The 21,870-nt window shown below is 71.4% G+C and carries 17 protein-coding genes; 9 read left to right on the top strand and 8 right to left on the bottom strand.

Annotation, left to right across the window (positions count from 1 at the left end; all coding sequences use genetic code 11):
• Positions 1 to 34: 34 nt before the first annotated feature.
• Positions 35 to 1,564 (bottom strand): ricin-type beta-trefoil lectin domain protein, encoded by a 1,530-nt coding sequence (locus AB5J54_RS25615; protein WP_369146249.1) that lies wholly within the window; start codon positions 1,562 to 1,564, stop codon positions 35 to 37.
• Between the two features lie 143 nt (positions 1,565 to 1,707).
• On the opposite strand from AB5J54_RS25615, the gene AB5J54_RS25610 reads away from it, so the two are divergent.
• The 3 genes from AB5J54_RS25610 to AB5J54_RS25600 all read left to right on the top strand — a co-directional run bounded on the left by AB5J54_RS25610 (position 1,708) and on the right by AB5J54_RS25600 (position 6,246).
• Entirely contained in the window at positions 1,708 to 3,108 is a 1,401-nt protein-coding gene (locus AB5J54_RS25610) for a class II fumarate hydratase (protein ID WP_369146248.1), read from the top strand.
• A gap of 160 nt (positions 3,109 to 3,268) precedes the next feature.
• A complete protein-coding gene (locus AB5J54_RS25605; protein ID WP_369146247.1) occupies positions 3,269 to 3,934 on the top strand; it encodes a DUF402 domain-containing protein in 666 nt (221 codons plus the stop codon).
• A gap of 311 nt (positions 3,935 to 4,245) precedes the next feature.
• Positions 4,246 to 6,246 (top strand): SpoIIE family protein phosphatase, encoded by a 2,001-nt coding sequence (locus tag AB5J54_RS25600; RefSeq protein WP_369146246.1) that lies wholly within the window; start codon positions 4,246 to 4,248, stop codon positions 6,244 to 6,246.
• A gap of 93 nt (positions 6,247 to 6,339) precedes the next feature.
• Here AB5J54_RS25600 and AB5J54_RS25595 read toward each other — a convergent pair whose 3' ends face one another.
• Positions 6,340 to 8,556: a transglycosylase domain-containing protein gene (locus tag AB5J54_RS25595; protein WP_369146245.1), complete on the bottom strand. Its 2,217-nt coding sequence runs from the start codon at positions 8,554 to 8,556 to the stop codon at positions 6,340 to 6,342.
• A 266-nt stretch (positions 8,557 to 8,822) separates the two neighbouring features.
• On the opposite strand from AB5J54_RS25595, the gene AB5J54_RS25590 reads away from it, so the two are divergent.
• From AB5J54_RS25590 to AB5J54_RS25580, 3 genes are read left to right on the top strand one after another with little or no spacing between them, the layout of a single operon-like run.
• Positions 8,823 to 9,347, top strand: a complete 525-nt coding sequence (locus AB5J54_RS25590) for a PadR family transcriptional regulator (RefSeq protein WP_225799388.1) — start codon at positions 8,823 to 8,825, stop codon at positions 9,345 to 9,347.
• On the top strand, positions 9,344 to 10,027 hold the full coding sequence (locus AB5J54_RS25585) for an ABC transporter ATP-binding protein (RefSeq protein ID WP_369146244.1): 684 nt from the start codon (positions 9,344 to 9,346) through the stop codon (positions 10,025 to 10,027). Before AB5J54_RS25590 ends, AB5J54_RS25585 begins: the two co-directional genes overlap by 4 nt.
• On the top strand, positions 10,024 to 12,396 hold the full coding sequence (locus AB5J54_RS25580) for an FtsX-like permease family protein (protein WP_369146242.1): 2,373 nt from the start codon (positions 10,024 to 10,026) through the stop codon (positions 12,394 to 12,396). Before AB5J54_RS25585 ends, AB5J54_RS25580 begins: the two co-directional genes overlap by 4 nt.
• 82 nt (positions 12,397 to 12,478) lie before the next feature.
• Here AB5J54_RS25580 and AB5J54_RS25575 read toward each other — a convergent pair whose 3' ends face one another.
• Positions 12,479 to 13,447 carry a hydrogen peroxide-inducible genes activator gene (locus tag AB5J54_RS25575; RefSeq protein ID WP_369146241.1) on the bottom strand — a complete coding sequence of 323 codons (969 nt, stop codon included), beginning with the start codon at positions 13,445 to 13,447 and terminating at the stop codon, positions 12,479 to 12,481.
• Positions 13,448 to 13,580: 133 nt separating this feature from the next.
• On the opposite strand from AB5J54_RS25575, the gene AB5J54_RS25570 reads away from it, so the two are divergent.
• Together AB5J54_RS25570 and AB5J54_RS25565 are read left to right on the top strand one after the other, a co-directional pair.
• A complete protein-coding gene (locus AB5J54_RS25570; RefSeq protein ID WP_369146240.1) occupies positions 13,581 to 14,135 on the top strand; it encodes a peroxiredoxin in 555 nt (184 codons plus the stop codon).
• A 12-nt stretch (positions 14,136 to 14,147) separates the two neighbouring features.
• Positions 14,148 to 14,681, top strand: a complete 534-nt coding sequence (locus AB5J54_RS25565; protein WP_030222466.1) for an alkyl hydroperoxide reductase — start codon at positions 14,148 to 14,150, stop codon at positions 14,679 to 14,681.
• Positions 14,682 to 14,741: 60 nt separating this feature from the next.
• On the opposite strand, the gene AB5J54_RS25560 is transcribed toward AB5J54_RS25565, so the two are convergent.
• The 5 genes from AB5J54_RS25560 to AB5J54_RS25540 all read right to left on the bottom strand — a co-directional run bounded on the left by AB5J54_RS25560 (position 14,742) and on the right by AB5J54_RS25540 (position 20,440).
• Positions 14,742 to 15,416, bottom strand: a complete 675-nt coding sequence (locus AB5J54_RS25560) for a hypothetical protein (RefSeq protein WP_369146239.1) — start codon at positions 15,414 to 15,416, stop codon at positions 14,742 to 14,744.
• Positions 15,413 to 16,849, bottom strand: a complete 1,437-nt coding sequence (locus tag AB5J54_RS25555; RefSeq protein WP_369146238.1) for an AI-2E family transporter — start codon at positions 16,847 to 16,849, stop codon at positions 15,413 to 15,415. The genes AB5J54_RS25560 and AB5J54_RS25555 overlap by 4 nt, the downstream gene beginning before the upstream one ends.
• A gap of 108 nt (positions 16,850 to 16,957) precedes the next feature.
• A complete protein-coding gene (locus tag AB5J54_RS25550; protein ID WP_369146237.1) occupies positions 16,958 to 17,668 on the bottom strand; it encodes a transglycosylase SLT domain-containing protein in 711 nt (236 codons plus the stop codon).
• 377 nt (positions 17,669 to 18,045) lie between these two features.
• Positions 18,046 to 19,371, bottom strand: coding sequence for a PhoH family protein (locus AB5J54_RS25545; protein WP_369146236.1), 1,326 nt, complete (start codon positions 19,369 to 19,371; stop codon positions 18,046 to 18,048).
• 307 nt (positions 19,372 to 19,678) lie between these two features.
• Positions 19,679 to 20,440 (bottom strand): isoprenyl transferase, encoded by a 762-nt coding sequence (locus AB5J54_RS25540; protein ID WP_189800121.1) that lies wholly within the window; start codon positions 20,438 to 20,440, stop codon positions 19,679 to 19,681.
• 110 nt (positions 20,441 to 20,550) lie between these two features.
• On the opposite strand from AB5J54_RS25540, the gene mgrA reads away from it, so the two are divergent.
• Positions 20,551 to 21,588, top strand: a complete 1,038-nt coding sequence (mgrA, locus tag AB5J54_RS25535; protein ID WP_369146235.1) for an L-glyceraldehyde 3-phosphate reductase — start codon at positions 20,551 to 20,553, stop codon at positions 21,586 to 21,588.
• Positions 21,589 to 21,870 lie beyond the last annotated feature (282 nt).

The raw sequence follows: 21,870 nt of genomic DNA, 5'->3' as shown, positions 1-21,870 counted from the left end.
CACCGGACGGAGGCCACGGGGTATCCGCAGGCTCCTACGCGAACTTCTGGTTCGCGGAGCCGTCGCAGTTCTGGAGCCTGACCGGCTCCTTCGCCGCGCCCTGGGCGAGGCAGAGTCCGGTCGCGGCGGCGGGCCGGATCGTGGCGCCGTCACGGACGAACTTCTGGTTGGCGGCGCCGCTGCAGTTCCAGACGATGAGGGCCTTGCCGGCCTGATAGGCGGCGCCCGGCACGTCCAGGCAGCGGTCCTGGGTGAGCTGGGTGTGGACGGTCTTCCGGGCGGAGTCGTACCACCAGCCCTGGTTGCGGCCGCCGTGGCAGTCCCAGCCGAGGACGGCGGTGCCGTTGGCCGACTCGGAGGCGTTGACGTCCAGGCAGTTGCCGGTCGCCTGGTTCCTCAGCGGCTGGTACGCGTCGTCCCAGGCGAGCGGGAAGAGCGTCGGGGTGCCGGAGGAGTTGACGTCGGCGCAGCTCGCCTCGCGCAGGCCCGAGTTGTAGATCTGGGTCAGGCAGGACGCGAAGGCGCCGTGGCCGCTCCTGTTGGGGTGGAAGGACTGGCGTACGGAGTTCTCGTCGAGGCCGCCGGGCTTGGAGAGGTCGATGTAGAGGCCCCGGGCCCAGGTGTCCTCCATACAGACCTCGTGGCCGTGGAAGAGGCGCGAGTTGTCGAGGTAGGTGGCGCCGGTGTCGGCCGCGATCCTGCGCATGCCGCGCTCGAAGGCGGGAACGGCGGTGTTGCGGCCCCACTTGGTGTCGGAGTCGTAGCCCATGCCGCCGCAGGAGAGCTTGCCGGGGAAGTTCGGGTTGTCGTAGAAGTCGGGGCCGATCGGGCTGGGGTAGCCCATGACGACCAGCTTGTAGTCGCCGTCGGCGTATCCGGCGTCGCGCATGACGGTCTTGAGGTCGCGGACGGTCTGCTCGACCTTGGGGACGAGTCCGTCGACGCGGGCCTGCCAGCCGGGGGCGTACTTGGGCTCGCAGGTGCCCTGGCTGAGGACGTACCGCTGGACGCAGTCGGTCATGACGGGCCCGAACTGGAGGTCGTCGTTGGCGCCGGCGACGAGCAGGACCATCTTGATGCGGGTGTTGCGGGCCTTGACGGCGAGGTTGTCGCTCTGGACGAGCTCGTCGGCGTACTGCTTGGAGCCGCCGATCCGGATGTTCCCGGTGTAGGCGCCGGAGCAGGACACGTTGAAGGTGAGGTCCGCGGGGATCCCGGTGCGGTGGATGGCGGCGTCCGGGGAGCGGTGGCACCAGTTGGTGGGCCCGTTGGTGGGCGACTCGTACGTGCCGACGCCCTCGCCGGAGATCTCGCTGTCGCCCAGCGAGATGAGGCCGGTCCTGCGCTCGGCGAGCGGGCGCTCCTCGGGGCTGCCGTAGATCCTGGTGGCCTCGGCCGCCCGGATCGCCTCCAGCTCGGGAGAGAGCGGTACGGAGGTGATTCCGGCCGCGCTGCTCGTGTCGGCCGCGCCGGCGGGGGCGGCGGCGGTCATGCTGCCGAGGGCCGCCGCGGCGGCGGCGACGGCCGCGACGGGCCAGCGGAGTCTGTACCTGGTGCGCTTCACTGCGCCTCCTGGAAGTGGGGTTACCCACGGTTTTTACTGGCCGGTACGCACCTTGGGAATACATCGAACAAGACAAGTGCTCATCTTTTTCGGGGGGTTGGGGGGTCGTCCCCCCCGACCAGCACAGCAGGAGGTTGAACAACATGAACGAGGCAGACGGGTACCGCGTCGAGCACGACTCCATGGGCGAGGTGCGGGTCCCCGCGCACGCCAAGTGGCGGGCCCAGACCCAGCGGGCCGTGGAGAACTTCCCGGTCTCCGGGCAGCGCCTTGAGCGCGCCCACATCGAGGCCCTGGCCCGGATCAAGGCGGCCGCCGCCAAGGTCAACGCCGAGCTCGGCGTGATCGACGAGGACCGCGCGCAGGCGATCGCCTCGGCCGCCGACGAGGTCGCGGAGGGGCGCTGGGACGAGCACTTCCCCGTGGACGTCTTCCAGACCGGCTCGGGCACCTCGTCCAACATGAACACCAACGAGGTGATCGCCACCCTCGCCACCGAGCGACTGCCCGAGGGCCGTGAGGTCCACCCCAACGACCACGTCAACGCCTCGCAGTCCTCGAACGACGTCTTCCCCTCCTCCATCCACATCGCGGCCACGGCCGCCGTCACCCGCGACCTGATCCCCGCCCTCGACCACCTGGCCGCCGCCCTGGAGCGAAAATCGGCCGAATTCTCGTCGGTGGTGAAGTCCGGCCGTACGCATCTGATGGACGCCACTCCGGTCACCCTGGGCCAGGAGTTCGGCGGTTACGCGGCCCAGGTCCGGTACGGCGCCGAGCGGCTGCGCGCGGCACTCCCCCGGCTCGCCGAACTCCCCCTCGGCGGTACGGCGGTGGGCACCGGCATCAACACCCCGGCCGGCTTCTCCCCGGCCGTCATCGCCGAGGTCGCCCGCGCCACCGGCCTGCCGCTGACCGAGGCCCGCGACCACTTCGAGGCCCAGGGCGCCCGCGACGCCCTGGTGGAGACGTCCGGGCAGCTCAGGACCATCGCCGTCTCCCTCACGAAGATCGCCAACGACCTTCGCTGGATGGCCAGCGGCCCGCGCACCGGCCTCGCCGAGATCAACCTCCCCGACCTCCAGCCCGGCTCCTCGATCATGCCCGGCAAGGTGAACCCGGTGATCCCCGAGGCGGTCCTGATGGTCGCCGCCCAGGTGACCGGGAACGACACCACCGTGGCGGTGGCGGGCGCGGCCGGGAACTTCGAGCTCAACGTGATGCTGCCGGTGATGGCCAAGAACCTCCTGGAATCCGTACGGCTTCTGGCCAACGCCTCCCGACTGCTCGCCGACCGCACGGTCGACGGGATCACGGCGAACGTGGAGCGCGCCCGCGAGTACGCCGAGTCCTCGCCGTCCGTGGTCACGCCGCTGAACAAGTACATCGGCTACGAGGAGGCCGCGAAGGTCGCGAAGAAGTCCCTCGCCGAGCGGAAGACCATCCGCGAGGTGGTCCTGGAGTCCGGCTACGTGGAGCGCGGCGACCTCACCGTCGAGCAGCTCGACGAGGCGCTGGACGTGCTGCGCATGACGCACCCGTAGGCCGGGAGAGACCCGCAGACGGCGACCGGGGCACGCACTCCGGTCCTCGGATGACCGGCCGGTGGCGACCGGCCGGTAGCGGTTTCGTCCGTGACCGGTAGCCGACTCCTTGGTGATCTGTGCCGCAGCGGTCGTGGGAGCGCGCCCCTAAGATCTGCGCATGACAGGATCGGGCGGCTCTCAGCACTGGGCGCCGGGGGATCACATCCTCTGGCGCTACCGCGGCAACGGCACCGGAGCGGTGCACATCTGCCGACCGGTGACGGTCGTCCAGGACACGCCCGAGCTGCTCGCGGTCTGGATGGCGCCCGGCACCGAGTGCGTCCGGCCCGTCCTCGCCGACGGCACGGCCGTCCACGAGGAGCCGCTCGCCACCCGCTACACCGCCCCCCGCACCACCGAGCGCACCCGCTGGGCCGGCAGCGGGGTGCTCAAGCTGGCGCGGCCCGGCGAGCCGTGGTCGGTGTGGCTGTTCTGGGAGCGCGGCTGGCGCTTCCGCAGCTGGTACGTGAACCTCGAGGAGCCGCGGGTCCGGTGGTCCGGCGGCTTCGACTCCGAGGACCACTTCCTCGACATCTCCGTCTACCCCGACCGCAGCTGGCTGTGGCGGGACGAGGACGAGTTCGCGCAGGCCCAGCGGTCCGGCCTGATGAGCCCGGAGCAGGCCGCCGGGGTGCGGGCGGCCGGGGAGCGGGCGGTGGAGCGGATCAAGAGGTGGGGGACGCCGTTCGCGGACGGCTGGGAGGACTGGCGGCCCGATCCGGGATGGCGGGTTCCCCAGCTGCCGGCGGACTGGGATCGCACTCCGGCGCACACGGCGCCGTGAGACCCTTGATGCGCCCCCGGGGTTCAAACGTAGGATCGTCCTCCGCACGGCAGAGACGGACCCGACACCACGTCAGACCGACCGAACAGCACGTCAACGACTCAGCACAGCGCAGGACCTGACCAGAAGTCATCCACGAGGGGGAGAGCAGTGCCGGACGTGCGCCCGGGTGTTGCGACCCCTGCCGTTGCCGCAGCTCGCGGAACGTCCACATCCGCTGCATACGAGGGGTTTACCCCCGCCGAAGGCGCGGCATCGGCGAGAAGAGCGAGTGCATCGCACCACCGGCCCGGACGGACGGAATCCCACGCGTGACGGAGCATCCCACCTCCCACGAAGGCCGGCAGCCCCTGGCTGCCCGGCCGCAGGAACGCGCGCGCCCTCGCCAGGAGGCGGCGGCGGCCGGCCTGCCCTCCGACCTGCCCGCCCCGGCGGGCGGCCCGGCGACCCCGGCGACCCCGGGCGCGGAGGCCCCCGCGCAGCCCACCGCACCGAACGCGACCGGCGGGCCGGTCCACCCGGACGTCACAGGCGGCTCGGGCCACCCCGGCTCCCCCGGTGCCGTCGCCGTCGCCGTCTCCCCGCAGCCTCCCGGCGGGGCGCGCGGCGGGGACACCTCCGCGCGGCGGGAGGGCGACCGGCTGCGGTTCGTCGGGGCCGCGACCCGGCGCATCGCGCGCGGCATCGACCTGGACGAGATCGTCCTCGGCCTGTGCCGGGCCACCGTGCCGACCTTCTCCGACGAGATCCTGGTCTACCTCCGCGACCCGCTCCCGGTGGGCGACGAGCGGCCGGTGGCGCCGTTCGTGCTGCGGCTGCGGCGCACGGACCGGCTCCGGTTAAGCGATCTGGAGGGCGAGGAGCTCGTCCTCGTACCCGATCCGGATCCGACCCCCGCGGCCGAACTCTGCGAGGTACGGAACGGCGGGGCGCTCGCCGAGGTGCTGCGCGGGGTGCGGCCGGTCTTCGGCGACTCCGCGGCCGCGAAGTCGGCCCTCACCGAACTGCTCGGCCCCGAGCACCCGCTGCCCGGCGGGCTGCGGGCGGTGCTCGCGCCGCTGCGCGGCCGGCGCCGGGTGATCGGCGCGGCCGTGTTCCTGCGCCGTCCCGAGCGGGCCGGCTTCGAGCCGAACGACCTGCTCGTCGCGGCCCAGTTGGCCACGCACACGGCCCTCGGCATCGACAAGGCCGTGCTGTACGGCCGCGAGGCGTACATCGCGGACGAGCTCCAGCGGACGATGCTGCCGGACTCGCTGCCGCAGCCGACCGGCGTCAAGCTGGCCTCGCGCTATCTGCCGGCGGCCGAGACGGCCCGGGTCGGCGGCGACTGGTACGACGCGATCCCGCTGCCCGGCAGCAGGGTCGCCCTGGTCGTCGGCGACGTCATGGGCCACTCCATGACGTCGGCGGCGATCATGGGCCAGCTGCGCACCACGGCGCAGACCCTGGCCGGTCTCGACCTGCCGCCGCAGGAGGTCCTGCACCACCTGGACGAGCAGGCGCAGCGGCTCGGCGAGAACCGCATGGCGACCTGCATGTACGCGGTGTACGACCCGGTCTCGCACCGGATCACGGTCGCCAACGCGGGCCATCCGCCGCCGATACTGCTCCACCTGGGCGGCCGCGCCGAGGTGCTGCGGGTGCCGCCCGGCGCCCCGATCGGGGTCGGCGGGGTGGACTTCGAGGCGGTCGAGCTGGACGCCCCGGCCGGCGCCACGCTGCTGCTGTACACGGACGGGCTCGTCGAGTCCCGGCTGCGGGACGTGTGGACGGGCATCGAGCAGCTGCGGGAGCGCCTCGCGGCGACCGCGCAGCTGACGGGCCCGGACCACTCGCCGCCGCTCGAAGCGCTCTGCGACGACGTCCTGGACATGCTGGGCCCGGGCGACCGGGACGACGACATCGCGCTGCTCGCGGCCCGGTTCGACGGGATCGCGCCGAGCGACGTGGCGTACTGGTTCCTGGAGCCGGAGGACGCCGCCCCGGGGCGGGCCAGGCGGCTCGCCCGGCGGGCGCTCGCCCGCTGGGACCTGGAGGAGCTGACGGACTCGGTGGAGCTGCTGATCAGCGAGGTCGTGACGAACGCCGTGCGGTACGCGGAGCGCCCGGTGACCCTGCGGCTGCTCCGTACGGACGTGCTGCGCTGCGAGGTCGGCGACGATTCGCCGCAGCTGCCCCGGCAGCGGCGGGCGCGCGACACGGACGAGGGCGGGCGCGGGCTCTTCCTGGTGAACCGGCTGGCCCGGCGGTGGGGGGCGACCCGGCTCTCGGGCGGCAAGGTGGTCTGGTTCGAGCTGGCGACCCGTACCTGAGCCCCGTACCTGAGCCTCGCACCTGAGCCCCGTACCTGCGGGAAAGCACCGAAGGCCGGACCCCGTGCGGGGTCCGCCCTTCGGTGTTCGTCGTCAGCGGGGCGGGCGGGCGGTGCTGTTCGCGACGGGGTCGCCCGCGTCCGGCGGCTGGATGGTGGTCGGCGCCGTCGTCGGCTCCTGGGTGGCCGTCGGCTCCCGGGTGGGCTCCGGCGGTGTGGTGACGGGGTCGCCGGTCGGCTGCGGAGGGGTGGTGGCCGTCGAGGTCGGCGGGGCCGTCGGGCCCGTGGGGTCCTTGGTCGGCTCCTCGGTCGGCTCCTCGGTCGACGGGGCCTCGCTGCTCTCGGTGGGCTCCGGCAGGGTGCCGTCGGGGGCGGCGCCGTCGGTCTCCAGGTCGAAGGAGGCGTCCGAGCCGCCGTTCAGCGCGCGCTCGGTGTAGTCGCCCCAGATCTGGGCGGGCGTACGGCCACCGTTGGCGCGGCCCTCGTTGATGGTGTCGGTGAGGGTGACCTGGTTGCCCTGGGCGTCCTCGCCGAAGAGGCCGACGGCGGTGACGAGTTCGGGGGTGTAGCCCACGAACCAGGCGGAGCGGTTGTTCTCGGAGGTGCCGGTCTTGCCGGCGGCCTCGTAGTCGCCGGCGGCGCGGAAGCCGGAGCCGTTCTTCACGACGCCCGTCATGGCCTGGGTGGCGGTGTCGGCGGCCTCGCGGCTGATGACCTGGTCGCCGATCGCCTGGTCGCCCTGGACCGTGCGGTCCTTGTGGGTGGCGGTCTTCACCAGGGTCGGGGTGACCTTCTTGCCGTGGTTGTCGAGCGTGGCGTAGGCGCCGGCCATGTCCATGGTCGAGGCGCCCATGGTGCCGAGGGAGATGGCGGGGCTCTCGGGGAAGTCCGCGCCGTCCTTCATGCCGAGGGCGAGGGCGGTCTTCTTGGCCTTGGCCGGGGTGACGTCGACGATCATCTGGGCGTAGACCGAGTTGATCGACTTGTTGGTGGCCTTCTGGACGGTGACGGGGCCGTAGCTGTAGTCGTCCTCGTTCTCCGGCGCGAAGTCGATGGGGCTGCCGACGACCGGGCGCTTGCTGTCTCCGTCGTAGACGGTGCCGAGGCCGATCTTCCGGCCGTCCTGGGTGACCGCCTGGTTGTCGACGGCGGAGGCGAGGACGAGCGGCTTGAAGGTGGAGGCGGGCTGGTAGTCGCGGCGGGTCGCGTTGGACAGCCAGTGCTCGGTGGCGCCGACGCCGCCGTACAGCGCGACGACCGCGCCGGTCTTCGGGTCGACCGAGGTGGCGCCGGCCTGGACGGTGGCCTGCTTCTTGTCGCCCTTGCGGTCGAGCTTGGACTCCAGCTGCTTGTCGACCGCCTTGACGAGGTCCTTCTGCTTCTTCTCGTCGATGTTGAGGGTGATCGTCCAGCCGCCGGCCTTGATGTTCTCCTCGCTGACGCCCTGGCGGATCAGCTCCTGGTTGGCGGCCTCGACGATGTAGCCGGTCTGGCCCTCCATGCCGGGGGCGGGCTTGGGCTTCTGCGGGACGGGGAACTTCATGCCGGCGCGCTCGGAGGGGCTGAGCCAGCCCTCGCCGACCATGTTGTCGAGGACGTAGTTCCAGCGCTCCTCGACGAGCTTGCGGCCGGTGGCGCTCGCGGACGTCCAGTCGTACTGGTTGGGCGCCTGGAGCAGCGAGGCGAGGTAGGCGCCCTGCGCGGTGGTGAGCTGGGTGGCGTCGACGCCGTAGTACGAGCGGGCGGCGGCCTGGATGCCGTAGGCGCTGCGCCCGTAGTAGCTGGTGTTCATGTAGCCGGCGAGGATCTCGCTCTTGCTCATGTTCTGGTCCACCTTGATGGCGATGACCATTTCCTTGAGCTTGCGCGTGGCCGTCTGGTCCTGGCTCAGGTAGAAGTTCTTGACGTACTGCTGGGTGATGGTCGAGCCGCCCTGCTTGCCCTTGCCGGTGACGGTGTTCCAGGCGGCGCGGGTGGTGCCCTTGATGTCGACGCCGTTGTCCTTGTAGAAGGTCTTGTTCTCGGCGGCGACGAACGCCTTCTGGACCTGCAGGGGGATCTTGTCGAGGCCGACGATCTCGCGGTTGATCTTGCCGGTGCGGGCGAGGATCTTGCCGTTGGAGTACTTGTAGATGTTGCTCTGCATCGTCGCCTCGGCGTTGGCCGACGGCACCGGGACCAGCAGGTAGACGACGTAGAGGGCACCCATGCCGAGCAGGCAGAACACGAAGAAGGTGCCCAGGAGCTTCTTCCAGGTGAAGAGGCGGCGTATGCCGCGCTTCTTCGCCTTGCCCTTGTCCGGTCGGCCCATGTGTCCAGTCGCTCCGCTCGTCGTGTGTCCGGCGCCCTCGGTGCTGAGCCCGTCCGCGCCGGATCAGCTCAGCAAGCTAACACCGACGAGCCGGACAAAGGACAACCGATCACGCCTTTTCCGGACGTGAGAATCAGCACCCACGCCCAGAGGAACCGACGCTCGGGCCGGGCGGATGGTTGCGTGAAGGCCCAGTTCCGCTTAGTGACCGACACAGTGGGGTCGGGCTATACATCGTGCGTATACACCCCGTGTAGAGTGGTGCCATGTCCATCGGTCACACCCTCCTCGGACTCCTGGAGTCCGGCCCGCGCCACGGCTACGACCTCAAGCGCGCCTTCGACGAGAAGTTCGGCCAGGACCGGCCGCTCCACTACGGCCAGGTCTACTCGACGATGTCCCGGCTCCTGAAGAACGGCCTGGTCGTCGTCGACGGCATCGAGGCCGGCGGCGGCCCGGAGCGGAAGCGGTACGCGATCACCGAGGCCGGCATCACCGATGTCGCCCAGTGGCTCGCCACCCCCGAGAAGCCGGAGCCGTACCTTCAGTCCACGCTCTACACCAAGGTCGTCCTGGCCCTGCTCACCGGCCGCGGCGCCGCCGAGCTCCTCGACACCCAGCGCGCCGAGCACCTCCGTCTGATGCGCGAGCTCACCCGGCGCAAGCGGGACGGCGACCTCGCCGACCAGCTCATCTGCGACCACGCCCTCTTCCACCTGGAAGCGGACCTGCGCTGGCTCGAACTGACCGCCGCCCGCCTCGACGCGCTCGCCGAGGAGATCCGCCGATGAGCTCCACCCCCCTCCTGCGCGCCACAGGACTGGACAAGGCCTACGGCCCGACCCCGGCGCTCGCGGGCGCCGACTTCGCCCTCCGGGCCGGCGAGGTCGTCGCCGTCATGGGCCCCTCCGGCTCCGGCAAGTCGACCCTCCTGCACTGCCTGGCCGGCATCGTGCGCCCCGACGCCGGCACCATCACCTACGACGGACGCGAGCTCACCGCGCTCTCCGACGGGGCCCGCAGCTCCCTGCGCCGCACCGACTTCGGCTTCGTCTTCCAGTTCGGCCAGCTCGTCCCCGAGCTGACCTGCGTCGAGAACGTCGCCCTCCCGCTCCGCCTCAACGGCGAGAAGCGGAGGACCGCCGAGGCCAGGGCCGCCGAGTGGCTCGCCCGCCTGGAGGTCGACAGCATCGGCGGCAAGCGCCCCGGCGAGATATCCGGCGGCCAGGGCCAGCGCGTCGCCGTCGCCCGCGCCCTCGTCACCGCCCCGCGCGTGATCTTCGCCGACGAGCCGACCGGCGCGCTCGACTCCCTCAACGGCGAGCGGGTCATGCGGCTCCTCACCGACGCCTCCCGGGACACCGGCGCCGCCGTCGTCCTCGTCACCCACGAGGCCCGGGTCGCCGCCTACTCCGACCGCGAGGTCGTCGTGCGGGACGGTTCGGTACGGGACTCGGAGTGGGCCGCATGAGCCTCGGCACCTGGGCCCGCGACCTGACGCTCGGCGCCCGGTTCGCGGTCACCGGCGGCCGCTCCGGCCTGCTCCGCACCGTACTGACCGCCACCGGCGTCGGCTTCGGCGTGGCCCTCCTGCTGCTCGCCGCCTCCTTCCCGAACATGCTCTTCCAGCGGGAGGTGCGGGAGTCGGTCCGGGCCGTCGACGGCAGCGAGGAGGTCACCTCGCCCCGCCCCGACTCCTTCCTCCACCTGAGCCGGACCACCGTCTACCGGGACGACGTCATCAGCGGACTGCTGCTGCGCCCCGAGGGCGACGCTCCCCCGCTCCCGCCGGGCGCCCCGGCCTTCCCCCGGACCGGCGAGATGCTGGTCTCCCCCGCGCTCGGCGAGCTGCTCGACTCCCCCGAGGGCGCCCTCCTGAAGAAGCGGCTCCCCTACGAGGTCGCCGGAACGATCGGCCCGGCCGGACTCATCGGCCCCGCCGAACTCCGGTACGTCGCCCACGTCGGCTTCCTCGACGCCGACAACCTCGACGGGCGCGGCACGCGCTACGGCTGGTCGGTGCCCGAGGAACCGATGAACGCGTTCCTGATCCTCCTCGTCGTCGTCGCCTGCGTCGTCCTGCTCCTCCCCGTACTGGTCTTCGTCGCGACCGCCGTCCGCTTCGGCGGCGAGCAGCGCGACCGGCGGCTCGCGGCACTCCGGCTGATCGGCGCGGACACCGCCATGACCCGTCGGATCGCGGCCGGCGAATCCCTCGCGAGCGCGCTGCTCGGCCTGCTCGTGGGCCTCGGACTCTTCGCGGTGGCCCGGCAGTTCGCGGGGGCGTTCACCATCTGGGACGTCAACGCCTACCCCGGCGACGTCGTCCCGATGACCGCGCTCGCCGTGCTCGTCCTCGCCGTCGTCCCGGTCGCCTCGGTCGTGGTCACCCTCTTCGCGCTGCGCGGGGTGGCCATCGAACCGCTCGGCGTCGTCCGCACCTCCACCCCGCGCCGCCGCCGGCTGTGGTGGCGACTGCTGCTGATCGCGGCCGGCGTCGCCTTCCTCGTCCCGCTCATCGGCGACATCCGCGCGAACCAGACGAGCATCGACAGCGTGAGCGTCGTGCTCGGCACGACACTCGCCCTGATCGGCCTCACCACGCTGCTGCCGTGGCTCGTCGAGGCCGGCGTGAAGCGGCTGCACGCCGGTCCCGTGGCCTGGCAGCTGGCGGTCCGCAGGCTCCAGCTGAGCAGCGGCACGGCGGCCCGCGCGGTCAGCGGGATCGTCGTCGCGGCGACCGGGGCGATCGCCCTCCAGATGCTCTTCCAGGCGATGGAGAGCGACTTCACGAGCCCCACCGGCGAGGACACCTCCCGCGCCCAGATCGCGATCGGCGTCGACGCCGAGAACGCCGAGGAGGCCCGCGGGATGATCGACCGCCTCCGCGGGACCGAGGGCGTCGCCGGCGTGATCGGCATCGTCGAGTCGCGCGTGTGGCGGCCCGGCCCCCTGAAGGGCGGCGAGGAGTTCTCCCCGCAGGCCTCGCTCCGGGTCGGCGACTGCGCCTCCCTCCGGGAGTTCGCGACGCTTCCCTCCTGCACGGACGGCGACGTGTTCGTCTTCCTCGCGCACGGCAAGCAGGGCAACCCGGACGACTCCCTCGTCACCAGGACCGCCCGGCCCGGCGCCACGGTCGCCCTGCGCGACCCGCATCCGCACCCGAGCGCGCCGCAGCGCCCGAAGGGCACCCCGCTGCCGGAGTGGCGCATCCCCACCGCCGCCAGGGTCGTGGACGCCCGCCCCGACCCGACGGGCATGTACCAGTACGGCGTCCTCGCCACCCCGTCGGCGATCGGCACCGCCGAACTCGACGAGCCCGACGCGCAGGCCATGGTCCGGCTCGACCCGGCCGTGCCCGACGCCGCCGACCTCGTGCGGAACACGGCGGACGCCATCGATCCGACGTCCTGGGTCCGCACCCTGAAGGACACCGAGCGCGACGCGGCGTTCTCCAGCGTCCGCACCGGCATCCTCGTCGGCTCCACCCTGACGATGCTCCTGGTGGCGGCCTCGCTCCTGGTCGCGACCCTGGAGCAACTGCGGGACCGGAAGCGGCTGCTGTCCTCGCTCGTCGCCTTCGGCACCCGGCGCTCGACCCTGAGCTGGTCGGTGCTCTGGCAGACGGCGGTGCCGATCCTCCTCGGACTCGCCCTCGCCGTGGCGGGCGGCCTCGGCCTCGGGGTGGTCCTGCTGAGGATGGGCGGTCAGCGGGTGCACGACTGGTGGGTCTTCCTGCCCGTGGTCGGGATCGGCCTCGGTCTCATCGCGGTCGTGACGCTGCTGAGCATGCCCGTGCTGTGGCGGCTGATGCGGGCGGACGGGCTGCGCACGGAGTAACCCGCCGTTCGCATGTACGAGAGGGGCGTCGGCTCCTGACACCGGGGGGTGCCAGGAACCGGCGCCCCTCACCCGTACGGGGTCAGGCGCCCAGCACCCGTACGGGAAGTCCCTTCATCGCCCCGCGCAGGGCTGCCGCCAGCTCCTCGAACTCGGCGTGCCGGGCCGCGCCCGTCCGCATCGCGAGGGCGATCCGCCGCGAGGGCGCCGGTTCGGCGAACCTCCCGGTCCACAGGGCGGTGTTACGGGCGGTCTCGACGGTCACGGCGGTGCGCGGCAGCAGGGTCACCCCGAGGCCGCCGGCGACGAGCTGGACCAGGGTGGCGAGCCCGGCGGCGGTGGTGGTGACCTCGGCACCGTCGGTGCGCCCGGCCTCCCGGCAGATGTCGAGGGCCTGGTCGCGCAGGCAGTGCCCCTCGTCGAGGAGCAGCAGCCGGAGCTCCTTGAGGGCCTCGCGCGGGATGTCGTCGCGCCCGGCCAGCGGATGCCCCTCGGGGGTGACCAGGACGAAGTCCTCGTCGAAGAGGGGGAGTTCGGCGACACCGGGCACGCCGAGCGGCACGGCGAGCAGCAGCAGGTCGAGCCGCCCGGCGCCGAGCCCCTCCAGGAGCGAGGAGGTCTGCTCCTCGTGGACCTGGAGGTCGAGCTCGGGGTAGCGGCGGTGGACGAGCCGCAGGACGGTGGGCAGCAGATACGGCGCGACGGTCGGGATCACGCCGAGCCGGAGGACCCCGGTGAAGGGGGCCTGGGCGGCCTCCGCCTCCTCCATGAGCTCCGCCACCGCGTCGAGGACCGTCCGGGCGCGGACCGCGAGCCGCTCCCCCGCGGGCGAGAGCAGCACCTTCCGCGTCGTACGCTCAAGAAGCTGGACACCGAGTGCCTCTTCGAGAGCCGAAACCGCGCCCGAGAGCGCGGGCTGGCTCATGCCGATGGCGGCCGCCGCATCGCGGAAGTGCAGATGCTCGGCGACCGCCGCGAACGCTCTGAGCTGCGAGAGGCTCGGCTGCTTGCCTCGGTGCGGGCCGTGCGGGGTGCTGTACGGGGATGCCACTGATAACCACCTTCGATCAACACGACCCACTCTAGCTATTTCACTGATCAATGCACTCCGTGCCATGCTGTGAGCCGTCCAACCCCTCACGGAAGACCCCAAAAGGGCACCTTCCACCCTGCAAGGAGAGCGCGTGCTCACTGTCGGTGACAAGTTCCCCACCTACGACCTGACCGCCTGCGTGTCGCTGGAGAGCGGCAAGGAGTTCGCGCAGATCGACCACAAGTCCTACGAGGGCAAGTGGCGCGTGGTGTTCTTCTGGCCGAAGGACTTCACCTTCGTCTGCCCGACCGAGATCGCCGCGTTCGGCAAGCTGAACGACGAGTTCGCCGACCGCGACGCCCAGATCCTCGGCGTCTCCGGCGACTCCGAGTTCGTCCACCACGCCTGGCGCAAGGACCACGCCGACCTGCGTGACCTGCCCTTCCCGATGCTGGCCGACTCGAAGCACGAGCTCATGAGCGACTGCGGCGTCCGCGGCGAGGACGGCTTCGCCCAGCGCGCCGTCTTCATCGTCGACCCGAACAACGAGATCCAGTTCACGATGGTGACCGCCGGCTCCGTCGGCCGTAACCCCAAGGAGGTCCTGCGGGTCCTCGACGCCCTGCAGACCGACGAGCTCTGCCCGTGCAACTGGAACAAGGGCGAGGGCACCCTCGACGCCGCCGCCCTCCTCGCCGGCGAGTAAGGGCGATCCGACATGGCTCTCGACGAACTGAAGTCCGCCATACCGGACTTCGCCAAGGACCTGAAGCTGAACCTCGGTTCGGTCATCGGTAACAGCGACCTGCCGCAGCAGCAGCTGTGGGGCACCGTCCTCGCCTGCGCGATCGCCTCGCGCTCGCCGAAGGTGCTCAAGGAGCTGGAGCCCGAGGCCCAGGCCAACCTGAAGCCCGAGGCGTACCAGGCCGCCAAGTCCGCCGCCGCGATCATGGCGATGAACAACGTCTTCTACCGGACCCGGCACCTGCTGTCGGACCCCGAGTACGGGACGATGCGCGCCGGCCTGCGGATGAACGTCATCGGCAACCCGGGCGTCGAGAAGGTCGACTTCGAGCTCTGGTCGCTGGCCGTCTCCGCGATCAACGGCTGCGGCCAGTGCCTGGACTCGCACGAGCAGGTCCTGCGCCAGGCCGGTGTCGACCGCGCCACGATCCAGGAGGCCGTGAAGATCGCCGCGGTGATCCAGGCGGTCGGCGTCACCCTCGACGCGGAAGCGGTCCTCGCCGAGTAGGCACGGCCGTACGAGCGGTACGAGAAGGGCCCCGGGGCTTCGCGCCCCGGGGCCCTTCCGTCATTTCTTCAGCTGCGCCAGGACGGCCAGCATGTCCTGGGTCATGGGGACGTCGATGCCGGAGAGGTCGATCTCCTTGCCCTCCCCGAGCGGGCGCCCCTGCGCGTCGGTCGAGTACTGCCGGTAGATGTTGAGCGCGATCTCGGCCTGCCCGTCGAGGATCCTGAGGTCCCCGCCCTCGCCGCCGCGGCCGTCGAAGAAGGCCTGCTCCCCGAGACCGCCGACCGGCGTGGTGAGGTCGTAGTACTTCGACCGGGCCATGAACTCGGGCCCCGGGTCGGTCACCTTGTGCAGGGTGTACGTGAGGGAGGCGCTGTACCCGGCGTCCGGATCGCCGAAGGTCATCTGGCAGGACGTCTCGTACACCGACGGATCGTCCATCTCGGGCCCGACGCCGTCCTGGCTCCGCTTGCCGAGGATCCCGCCGAGCGCCTTCAGCTTCGCCACCTCGCAGAGCTTCACCTCCGCGGTGTAGCCGCCGAGGTCCGGGCCCGGCTCCTTCTTCTGCCCGTACGCGTAGAGCCCGCCGCCCCACACGGCCGAGGCGAGGACCGCGCCGCCGAGCGCCCACAGCCAGGGGCGCCGGGCCCGGGGCGGGCGCGGCGGCGGCGCCTCGGTGAGTATCTCGGGGTCGTCGAACTCCGCGCCGCCGACCAGCTCGGGCTCGGATATCACGTGGCCTCCCCCTCGACGGCGCCCGGCGCCGGGACCGGCGCCACGGCGAAGGCCGTCGCCCCGCGCGGCTCGGGGGTGCTGCGGAGGGCCTGTTCGGTGGTGTACGCGCGCAGGTAGCCGACCACCGTGTTGAGGACGGCGACCAGCGGTACGGCGACGACGGCGCCGCCGATCCCGGCGGTGAGGCCGCCGGCGGCGACGGCGAGGACGACGGCGAGCGGGTGGACGCGGACGGCCCGGCCGAGGATGAACGGCTGGAGGACGTGGCCTTCGATCTGCTGCACGGCGAGCACGACGACGAGCACCATGAGGGCGGTGAACACGCCGTTGGTGACGAGGGCGACGACACAGGCGAGGGCGCCGGAGATGACCGCGCCGACCAGCGGGATGAAGGCGAACAGGAAGATGAAGACGGCCAGCGGCACCGCCATCGGCACGTCGAGGAACCACAGTCCGAGGCCGATGAAGACGGCGTCGATGAGGGCGACGAGGACGGTGCCGCGGACGTAGGCGGTGAGGGTGCGCCAGGCGCGGGGGCCCGCGCCGGCGACGCCGGGCCGGGCCTGGGCGGGCACCAGCTTGAGCGTCCACTCCCAGACCTTCTTCCCGTCGTAGAGCAGGAAGAGGGTGCAGAACATGGCGAGCAGGATGCCGGTCATGGCCTCCACGATGACGGTGACGCCCTGGAGTCCGGCGGAGGTGATCTGCTCGGCGTTGGCGCCGATGGCCTCGCTGAGGTTCTTGGCGATGTCGTTGATCTGCTGCTCGGTGACGTGGAACGGGCTGTCGAGCAGCCAGTGCTTGAGTTCCTCGATGCCGTCCTTGACGCGGTCGGACAGGTTGTCGATGTTGTCCATGACCTGCCAGACCACGAACCAGCCGACCAGGCCCATCACGACGAAGCCGGAGACGGCCGTGACGGCGGTGGCGAGCCCGCGGGGCAGCCCCTTGCGGCGCAGCATGGCGACGGTGGGCTGGAGCAGCGCGGTGACGAGGAGCGCGGCGACGAAGGCGAGGACGACCAGCTGCACGGAGCTGATCACCTTCATCAGCACCCAGACCGTGCCGGCCAGGACGAGCAGTCGCCAGCCCGCCTCGGCGGCCACGCGCATGCCCCAGGGGATGGCGGCGACGGGGTCGGGCCGGGCGGCGACGGCCGGTGCGTACGAGGGGGGTGCGGGGACGGAACGGCCCTGCTCGGCGGGGGCGTCGGCCGCCGCGGCGGCCTCGGGCTCCGGGAGCGGCGCGGCGGTGTCGGGGTCGACGTCGGGCCGTACGGGAGCCGCGGGCGCGGCCTCGTACGGGACGTCGTGGCCGTACGGCGGTCCGAGCGGGTCTTCCCGCTCCGCCTCGGCCCGGCGCTCGTCGAGTCGTTCTCCCATGCGGCTCAGGCTCTCGCCCAGCCGGCCCAGCCAGCCTGGCACTCCGGACATCTCTTTCCTCTTCCCCCCGCCGCCCGCTCCGTCTTCTCGCGAACCTACACGCAAGAAGCCCCTCACCGTAGGACGGCGAGGGGCTCCCGGAGGTTGAGCGCGCTGGGTCTAGTACCAGCGGTTGGCCTGCCAGAAGGACCAGGCACCGCACGGGCTGCCGTAGCGGCTGTCCATGTAGTTGAGGCCCCACTTGATCTGGGTGGCCGGGTTGGTCTGCCAGTCGGCGCCGGCCGTGGACATCTTGGAGCCGGGCAGGGCCTGCACGAGACCGTAGGCACCCGAGGACGGGTTGGTCGCGCGGTAGTTCCAGCCGGACTCGTGGTCCACGATGTTGCTGAAGCACGAGAACTGGTCGGACGACATCATCTGCCGGGCCATCGCCTTGACCTCGGCGACGCTGTAGGAGCCCTGCGTGGCGAAGGTGCTGGCGCTGCGGATGGAGGAACGGTTGGCGCGCTCCTCGGCCTCCTTGCGCTCCTTCTCGGCCTTGGCCTCGGCGGCCTCCTTGTCGGCGGCCTCCTTCTTCGCCTCGGCGTCCTTGGCCGCGCGGATGCGGGCGGACTCCTCCGCGGACTTCTTCGCGGCGGCGTCGGCGGCGGCGGCCTGGACGTCGGCCTGCTCCGCGAGGGACGAGACCTGTACCTGGGCCTGCTCTCCCGCGGGGATGTCCGCGAGCAGCGAGGTGTCCGCAGCGGTGGCCTCGAAGTTGTCGCCCGAGGGCTGCGCGGCGTTGCCCGTGGCAACACCGGCGATGGCGCCGACAGTGGTGACCGCAGTGGCCGAAGCCACCGCGAATCCCCGGACCGAGATCCGGCTCACACGGTTTCCTTCCAGCACGCCCGCACAGGTGACCACGCGGGCGAAATCTTGCCCCTGGCACTGGTCTCCGACGTACGGGGTCACAGAAGACACGGGCCCGTGGTGCTGTGGGCGGCATACGACGACGGCTGTGGAGTTGTGTGGTGCTGTGCGCACCCCTGAGGGTGCACGTGTGCCGTATGCGGGGCCTGACGGAAGCAAGACTCTGCCGGACGGCGAGGCCGCAAGGCAATTCCGTGTTGCGTGTGAAAGCTCACACCTCGGTGGGCGCAGGTGTTTTGACGGATCCACGGGACAGCAGGGCGCCGCCCGGCTAAGCTCCTGCGCTTCGCCGGGCGGCGCCAACTGCCTTACCCGTACAGACGGGTACTAATCGGTCAGAGCTGATTGTCCTCCAGCATCTCCGTCACGAGCGCGGCGATCTGCGAGCGCTCGGAGCGGGTGAGCGTGACGTGGGCGAAGAGCGGATGGCCCTTCAACTTCTCGACCACGGCGACGACTCCGTCGTACCGGCCGACCCGGAGGTTGTCGCGCTGGGCGACATCATGAGTCAGGACGACCCGCGAATTCGCCCCGATACGGGACAGAACGGTCAACAGGACGTTCCGCTCCAGGGACTGGGCCTCGTCCACGATGACGAAGGCGTCGTGGAGGGAGCGGCCCCGGATGTGGGTGAGCGGAAGGACCTCCAGCATCCCGCGGCCGAGCACCTCCTCGATGACCTCCCGGCCCGCGACCGAGGACAGCGTGTCGAAGACGGCCTGGGCCCACGGGCTCATCTTCTCGGACTCGCTGCCCGGCAGGTACCCGAGCTCCTGGCCGCCGACCGCGTACAGCGGACGGAAGACCATCACCTTCTGGTGCTGCCGGCGCTCCAGGACCGCCTCCAGGCCCGCGCAGAGCGCGAGCGCGGACTTGCCGGTGCCGGCCCGGCCGCCCATGGAGATGATGCCGACGTCCGGGTCGAGCAGCAGGTCGAGCGCGATCCGCTGCTCGGCGCTGCGGCCGTGCAGCCCGAAGGCCTCCCGGTCGCCGCGGACCAGTCGTACGTTCCCCTCGGCGGTGACCCGGCCGAGCGCCTTGCCGCGCTCGGACTGGAGCACCAGGCCCGTGTGGACCGGAAGCTCGGCGGCCTCCGGCACGTACAGCGTGTTCTGCTCGAAGAGCAGGTCGACCTGCTCCCCGGAGAGCGCCAGCTCGGACATCCCGGTCCAGCCGTTGGTGTCCGTGATGGCGAGCTCGGCCCGGTACTCCTCGGCGAGGAGCCCGACCGAGGAGGCCTTGATGCGCAGCGGCAGGTCCTTGGAGACGACCGTGACGTCGTACCCCTCCGCCTGGAGGTTGCGCGCGACCGCGAGGATCCGTGAGTCGTTGTCCCCCAACCTGTAGCCGGCGGGCAGGACGCCGGGGTCGGAATGGTTGAGTTCGACACGCAGGGTGCCGCCCAGGTCCCCGATGGGGAGCGGGGCGTCCAGGCGTCCGTACCGGACCCGGAAGTCGTCGAGCAGGCGCAGCGCCTGCCGGGCGAAGTAGCCGAGTTCGGGATGGTGCCGCTTGGCCTCCAGCTCCGTCACGACGACGATCGGGAGCACCACCTCGTGCTCCTCGAAGCGCGAGACGGCGTTGGGGTCGGCCAGCAGGACGCTGGTGTCGAGAACATAGGTGCGCCGGTCGGAAAGGCGGCGCTTCGTGCTGGTCACCACGGAAGGACAGACCCCCTCTGAAGACCCCTGTGAGGTCGGGGTGCGACGGAACCGGTGTCGCTGCGGAATGGGACCGGGCTCAGGCCGCGCTGCGCGGGCCGAACCTCGGCCCTCCGCTTCTCCCGTACGTGTTCCGCACGGTCGTCCTGGTGCAAGGGGCCTCCCGGGTGGCGGTCTCCGTGCCGCTCACTTCACTGGGGATATGCCCTCGAACACGCCTTGCCATGCCATGGCATATGACGACGTGTTCATGAACACCAGGTGATCGATTCCGACCGGGAATGTCCGGATGGGGCTCCGAAGTCGGTCAGGTGCCGTAGCGCCGGTGCCGCGCCGCGTAGTCCCGCAGCGCCCGCAGGAAGTCGACCTTGCGGAAGGCCGGCCAGTGGACCTCGCAGAAGTAGTACTCGGAGTGGGCGCTCTGCCACAGCATGAACCCGGAGAGCCGCTGCTCCCCGCTGGTACGGATCACCAGGTCCGGGTCGGGCTGGCCGCGCGTGTACAGGTGCTCCGAGATGTGCTCGACGTCCACGATCTCGGCGAGCTCCTCGAAGCTCGTCCCCCGCTCCGCGTGCTCCAGGAGCAGCGAGCGGACCGCGTCCGCGATCTCCTGCCGTCCGCCGTAGCCCACGGCGACGTTCACGAGTATCCCGGTGTTGCCGTGGGTGGCCTGCTCGGCCTCCTTCAGCACCGTCTGCGTACGAGCGGGCAGCAGATCCATCGTGCCGACGTGGTGGACCCGCCAGCGGCCGTCGGCGGCCAGCGCGCGCACCGCGTTCTCGATGATGCCGAGCAGCGGGACGAGCTGCTCCTCGGGGCGGTTCAGGTTGTCCGTGGAGAGCATCCAGAGCGTGACGACCTCGACGTCCGTCTCGGCGCACCAGCCGAGCAGCTCCTGGATCTTGTCCGCACCGGCCTTGTGTCCCTGCTCGGGGGTCCCGCCGGACGCCTTGGCCCAGCGACGGTTCCCGTCGAGGATGACCCCGATGTGCTTGGGCACCTGGGTGTGGTCGAGGCGGCCTTCCACCCGGCGTGCGTAGAGCCCGTACACCAGGTCGCGCAGGTTCACTGTTCTTTACCCCTCCATGCAGTGTCGGCCCCCGAAGCCGCCACACTACTGCGGACGGGCGACGGGCTCCCAGCCCGGGACTGTCACAAGTCCGTGATAAGCAGAGATACGTGACTGATTCCCCCCTGTACCGCGCCTCCGCGGACCGTTACGACTCCATGGAGTACCGCCGCACCGGCCGCAGCGGACTCAAGCTCCCGGCGATCTCGCTCGGCCTCTGGCACAACTTCGGCGACGACAAGGCCCTCGACACCCAGCGCGCGATCCTGCGCCGCGCCTTCGACCTCGGCGTCACCCACTTCGACCTGGCGAACAATTACGGGCCGCCGCCCGGCTCCGCCGAGCTGAACTTCGGCAAGCTCTTCGCCCAGGACTTCGCGCCCTACCGCGACGAGCTGATCATCTCGACCAAGGCCGGCTACGAGATGCACCCCGGGCCGTACGGCGAGTGGGGCTCGCGCAAGTACCTGCTGTCCTCGCTCGACGCCTCCCTGAACCGGATGGGCCTCGACTACGTCGACATCTTCTACTCGCACCGTTTCGACCCGCACACCCCGCTGGAGGAGACGATGGGGGCCCTGGCCTCCGCCGTCCAGCAGGGCAAGGCGCTGTACGTCGGCGTCTCCTCGTACAACAGCGAGCAGACCGCCGAGGCGGCCGGGATCCTCAAGGACATGGGCGTCCCGGCCCTGATCCACCAGCCCTCGTACTCCATGATCAACCGGTGGACCGAGGAGGACGCCCTCCTCGACACCCTGGAGGCGGCCGGCATGGGCTGCATCTCCTTCGTGCCGCTGGCGCAGGGGCTGCTCACCAACAAGTACCTGAAGGGCATCCCGGAGGGCTCGCGGGCCACCCAGGGCAAGTCCCTCGACCCGAACCTGCTCTCCGACGAGGTGCTGCGCCGGCTGCGCGGCCTCGCGGACATCGCCGAGCGGCGCGGGCAGTCCCTCGCCCAGCTGGCGCTGTCCTGGGTGCTGCGGGACGAGCGGATGACCTCGGCGCTGATCGGCGCGTCCAGCGTCGCCCAGCTGGAGGAGAACGTGGCGGCCCTGCACGGGGCGCCGCTGTCGGAGGAGGAGCTGAAGGAGATCGACTCCTTCGCCGTCGACACCGAGGGCACGAACATCTGGGCCGGCCGGGGCTGACGCACCCCGGAGGGGAGCCCGAGCACAAAAAACGGGCCGGTCCGTGGGGGGGATACGGACCGGCCCGAGGGGGGGTTTCCACCATAACCCTTCGATAGTCGTGTTGCGCGCCACGTGCGCCGAACGAACCGCGCCGGATGGGCCGGATCCCAGGCGGCACAAGGGGTCCGGGGCCCCGTGGCGGGTTTGCGCCCCGGCGTGGCGGCGGAGTTCCGTCCCCCCGAAGAGGGACCGCCGCCGAAGGGCGCGGCGTTGACGCGAGGGGCTCCGCGGGACGGCTTT

It is taken from the genome of Streptomyces sp. R44, assembly GCF_041053105.1.
In the GTDB taxonomy this organism is placed as follows: Bacteria; Actinomycetota; Actinomycetes; order Streptomycetales; family Streptomycetaceae; genus Streptomyces.
The sequence above is the reverse complement of the archived record's forward strand: the minus strand, read 5'-3'. Positions and strand labels throughout refer to the sequence as shown.

What these genes read in the sequence shown, in the direction of transcription:
- AB5J54_RS25555 (WP_369146238.1), bottom strand. Translation starts at nt 16,849, where the DNA reads ATGTCCGGAGTGCCAGGCTGGCTGGGCCGGCTGGGCGAGAGCCTGAGC.
- AB5J54_RS25580 (WP_369146242.1), top strand. Translation starts at nt 10,024, where the DNA reads ATGAGCCTCGGCACCTGGGCCCGCGACCTGACGCTCGGCGCCCGGTTC.
- AB5J54_RS25590 (WP_225799388.1), top strand. Translation starts at nt 8,823, where the DNA reads ATGTCCATCGGTCACACCCTCCTCGGACTCCTGGAGTCCGGCCCGCGC.
- AB5J54_RS25605 (WP_369146247.1), top strand. Translation starts at nt 3,269, where the DNA reads ATGACAGGATCGGGCGGCTCTCAGCACTGGGCGCCGGGGGATCACATC.
- AB5J54_RS25565 (WP_030222466.1), top strand. Translation starts at nt 14,148, where the DNA reads ATGGCTCTCGACGAACTGAAGTCCGCCATACCGGACTTCGCCAAGGAC.
- AB5J54_RS25585 (WP_369146244.1), top strand. Translation starts at nt 9,344, where the DNA reads ATGAGCTCCACCCCCCTCCTGCGCGCCACAGGACTGGACAAGGCCTAC.
- AB5J54_RS25595 (WP_369146245.1), bottom strand. Translation starts at nt 8,556, where the DNA reads ATGGGCCGACCGGACAAGGGCAAGGCGAAGAAGCGCGGCATACGCCGC.
- AB5J54_RS25610 (WP_369146248.1), top strand. Translation starts at nt 1,708, where the DNA reads ATGAACGAGGCAGACGGGTACCGCGTCGAGCACGACTCCATGGGCGAG.